This window comes from Aminobacter sp. P4_H6_2, assembly GCF_056400805.1.
This window is the reverse complement of the sequence record NZ_JBFUKO010000575.1, coordinates 1-3,424: the sequence shown is the minus strand read 5'-3', so window position 1 is coordinate 3,424 and position 3,424 is coordinate 1. Positions and strand designations below refer to the sequence as shown.

Sequence of the window (3,424 nt, the reverse complement as noted above, 5' to 3'; positions counted from 1 at the left end):
CGCCGGGATATATGGCCGTCATAGTCGACTTCCCCGGATTGGTAGCGCCGAGCGGTCAGGCCGACCCAAGCACCAACGGATCGGGACTTCCTGACGTTGTCCAGGTCCTCAATAGCTGCAGGGAAGGAGGTGGCGGTGATCGCTCCGACGCCGGGATCGACATGAGGATACGGCGACCTGGCTCTGGCGCGCCTCTCGGACGAGCTGACGGCCGAGTTCGGCGGCGCGGATGCGAATACTGCGCCAGGCTTCCAGCATCGGCAATACGATGGATGCAAGCCCATCCTGATCGACTAGAAGGCGTCGGACGTTCTTCTCGAAGGTGCTTCCCTTTCAGATCGGAACGACGAGACCGAAGGTTTTCATGACGCCGCGGGTCTGGTTGGAAAGCTCGGTGCTGATCCGAACCAGCTGGGTTCGCGTCGCGACCAGCGTGCTGTCAAATCCTCTTACCCGCACCTCGCGAAGGAAACTGACCTCCGCGAGTTGCGCCAAACCATCGGCGTCGTTCGCATCCGTCTTGTTCGCCGCCGTATCGAGCGCAGCCTTGGCATGGCGGGCGTTGCGACGATTGGACTGGATCGCGAAGTCAGTCTTTCAAGTGCACGGTGTGGATGCGGCGGCGCGGTTGTCGTTCGGTCGCGAACGTCCTACAAGGCTATCTGCGACGCTTGGACCAGGACCGTCTGTCTTCAAGATCCACCCGCGCCATCTTATTCCGGGACCACGCACCTAGTCCACGGCGTCTGCTGGCGATAGCTTATGCCGCGCATGCGGGCGACACCGCCTAGCAGCGCTCGGACATCATCGCCGACATTCACGAAGAGCTTGACGACATGGAATGATCCGCCACGCCAGGTGTCGGAGGATTCGCTGCTTTATCCCTGCCGTCGCGTCTTCCCGTTGCGCTCATCGCGTTCAGCTGCAGGTCGAGTCCCTGGGCAATATGCTCGCGCATTGCCCGGGCCGCCACGTCGCCGTTGCCGCTGTGGACAGCATCCAGCAGGTCAAGATGCGCACGAAGCGACTCCGCCAAGGCGCTGCCACTCATGGTCGAGGCGAACACATGGAAAGAGATGCTTCGGTTCCACATCAGGTCGAACATCTCTAGCAGGTAGCGGTTTCCGGTTTGCATGACAAAGGTTCGGTGAATGGCCTTGTTGGCCTCATAATATTCGGCAGCGGTGGTGACTTGGCGCGCCTCTTCTATCCGGATCACCTCGGCAATCCTTTCAAAGGCAGCCTCATCCTTGGCCTCGGCCAAGAGACGCGCGCTGTAGCCTTCGATCGACTGGCGAGCGGAATAGATCTCGCGCGCATCCTCATCGGAAATCAACCGTAGCGCAAAACCGCCGCGACCAGCAGTTACCAGCACACCCTCTTGTTCCAGGCGCAACAGCGCCTCACGCACCGGGGTGCGACTAATCTGGAACTCGGCGGCGAGCTTCTCTTGAACGATCCTATCGGAGGGCGCAATGATCCCGCCAGTTATCGCCATCAGGATTTGGCGGTGGACCTCGTCTGCGAGCCGCTGGTTGTGCACGATAATTGGCTTAAACTCTGCCAACGAAGGCCCTTTCTTGAATTGGACAACGAAGTGCTCCGCCCACCTTTAGGTTTGCACTATTGCCATATGCGGGCAAGATTTCTGTGCGGCAAGTCGTCAGCCGTGGAAATCGATGACAGTGCGGATGCCGTTACCGCGCTTCATGGCCTCGAACCCTTCGTTGATGCCGGCAAGCGGGATGCGCGCGGTGATCATATCGTCCAGGTTGAGCCGCCCGTCGAGGTAAAGCCGCACCAGCCGCGGCACGTCGGTGCGAAACTGGTTGGAACCCATGTCGCAGCCCATCACACGGCGTTCGGCGATGAAGTGGGCGAAAGGCAGGTCTATCCGCGCGCCGTCGCCCATTAGGCCGACCATTACTGTCGTGCCGCCCTTGCGGGTCATGAGGAAGGATTGCTCCACTAGCTTCGGCGTTCCGACAGCCTCATAGGCCACATGCACACCCTTGTTGTCGGTAAGCGCCCGCACCTCAGCCACCACATCGCGCCCGGTGGGGTTGATCGAGGCGGTTGCGCCGAAACGGAGGGCGGTTTCCAGCCGGTCGTCATTGATGTCGATGGCGATCACATCCATCGCACCGGCAATGCGCGCGCTTTGCAGAATCGACAGCCCGACCGCTCCGCAGCCAACCACCGCTACGGACTGACCGGCCTGAACCTTTGCCGTATGCACCACCGCGCCAAAGCCGGTGGTCACGCCACAACCAATCAGCGCAGCGCGGTCAAGCGGCATAGCCTTGTCGATCTTCACGATGGCGTTTTCGTGCACGAGGATTCGCTCGGCAAAGGCCGAGAGATTCATGAACTGGGTGACAGCTTGGCCAACTGATGACAGGCGCGAGGGCTCTTCCTTCGTCCGCACCAGATGATCGCCATCCTCGCAGATCGAGGGTCGGCCCGAGAGGCAGAATTCGCAGCCGCCGCAAAAGGCCGAGAGGCAGCCGACAACATGGTCGCCTCGCGCGAAGGCAGAGACCCCCGCGCCCACGGCCAACACGACGCCGGCCGTCTCATGGCCAAGGATCGCCGGCACCGGCACTGGCAAATGGCCTTGCATGAAATGCAGGTCGGTGTGGCAAAGCCCCGTGGCTGCGACCTCCACCAGAACCTCCCTGAAACCGGGATTGGCGTGACTGACGGTCTCGATCTCGAGCGGTGCGCCGAAGGTGCGCAGGACTGCGGCTTTCATTGAAAATCCCTTGGCTGAAAGGCTCAGCGGTGGCGACTCAGGAATGCTGTGAGGGCGGTGTTGACGGCAGGTGCGTTTTCGACATTCGACAGATGCCCCGCACCGGGGATCACCAGCATCTCGGCACTACCGATGCGCGCGGCGATCTCGGCCGAATAGGAAGGTGGCGTTTCCCCGTCCTTCTCGCCGACCAGTACCAATGTGGGCGTTGAGATGCGCGGCAGGTCTGCCAGCCCGTCATGCCCGCCGATAAGCCGGGTGCACAAGGCAAGCCCTTCGGGACGGGCGCGCGCCATAGCTCCGACGCCCGCAGCGCGGATCGCCTCGGGCGTGTCGGGCGCCATGATGGCGCGAACCATTCCATCGGCGAACTCGTGCACTGCGATGCCGCTGGCGAGCTGCGCGAGGATCGGTTCGATGAACTCTTCGGGCTGGATGGACGAGCCAAACGCGAATTTTGGCGAACTGTCCATGATTGTCAGGCTCGCAGCCATGTTCGGGTGGCGCGCGCCGAACGACTGCAGGATCATTCCACCCACCGACAGCCCCACAAGGTGCGTTCGCTCGACCTGCAGCTTCTCGCGCAGGAACTGGGCAAGAAGGTCGGCCATCTCGGTCATCGGAGTGGTTTCGGAGATCGCTGCCGAGCCGCCGTAACCGGGCATGTCC

General features: G+C 61.9%; 3 protein-coding genes and 1 pseudogene. All 4 read right to left on the bottom strand.

The window, feature by feature from the left end; translation table 11 throughout:
- Positions 1-564: pseudogene (locus AC1DUU_RS26815) on the bottom strand (transposase); the annotation flags it as partial.
- 253 nt (positions 565-817) lie between these two features.
- Positions 818-1,567, bottom strand: coding sequence for a GntR family transcriptional regulator (locus AC1DUU_RS26810; protein WP_476786394.1), 750 nt, complete (start codon positions 1,565-1,567; stop codon positions 818-820).
- A 96-nt stretch (positions 1,568-1,663) separates the two neighbouring features.
- A complete protein-coding gene (locus AC1DUU_RS26805; protein ID WP_476786393.1) occupies positions 1,664-2,755 on the bottom strand; it encodes a Zn-dependent alcohol dehydrogenase in 1,092 nt (363 codons plus the stop codon).
- Between the two features lie 23 nt (positions 2,756-2,778).
- A partial coding sequence (locus tag AC1DUU_RS26800; protein WP_476786392.1) for an alpha/beta fold hydrolase occupies positions 2,779-3,424 on the bottom strand: 646 nt, incomplete at its 5' end.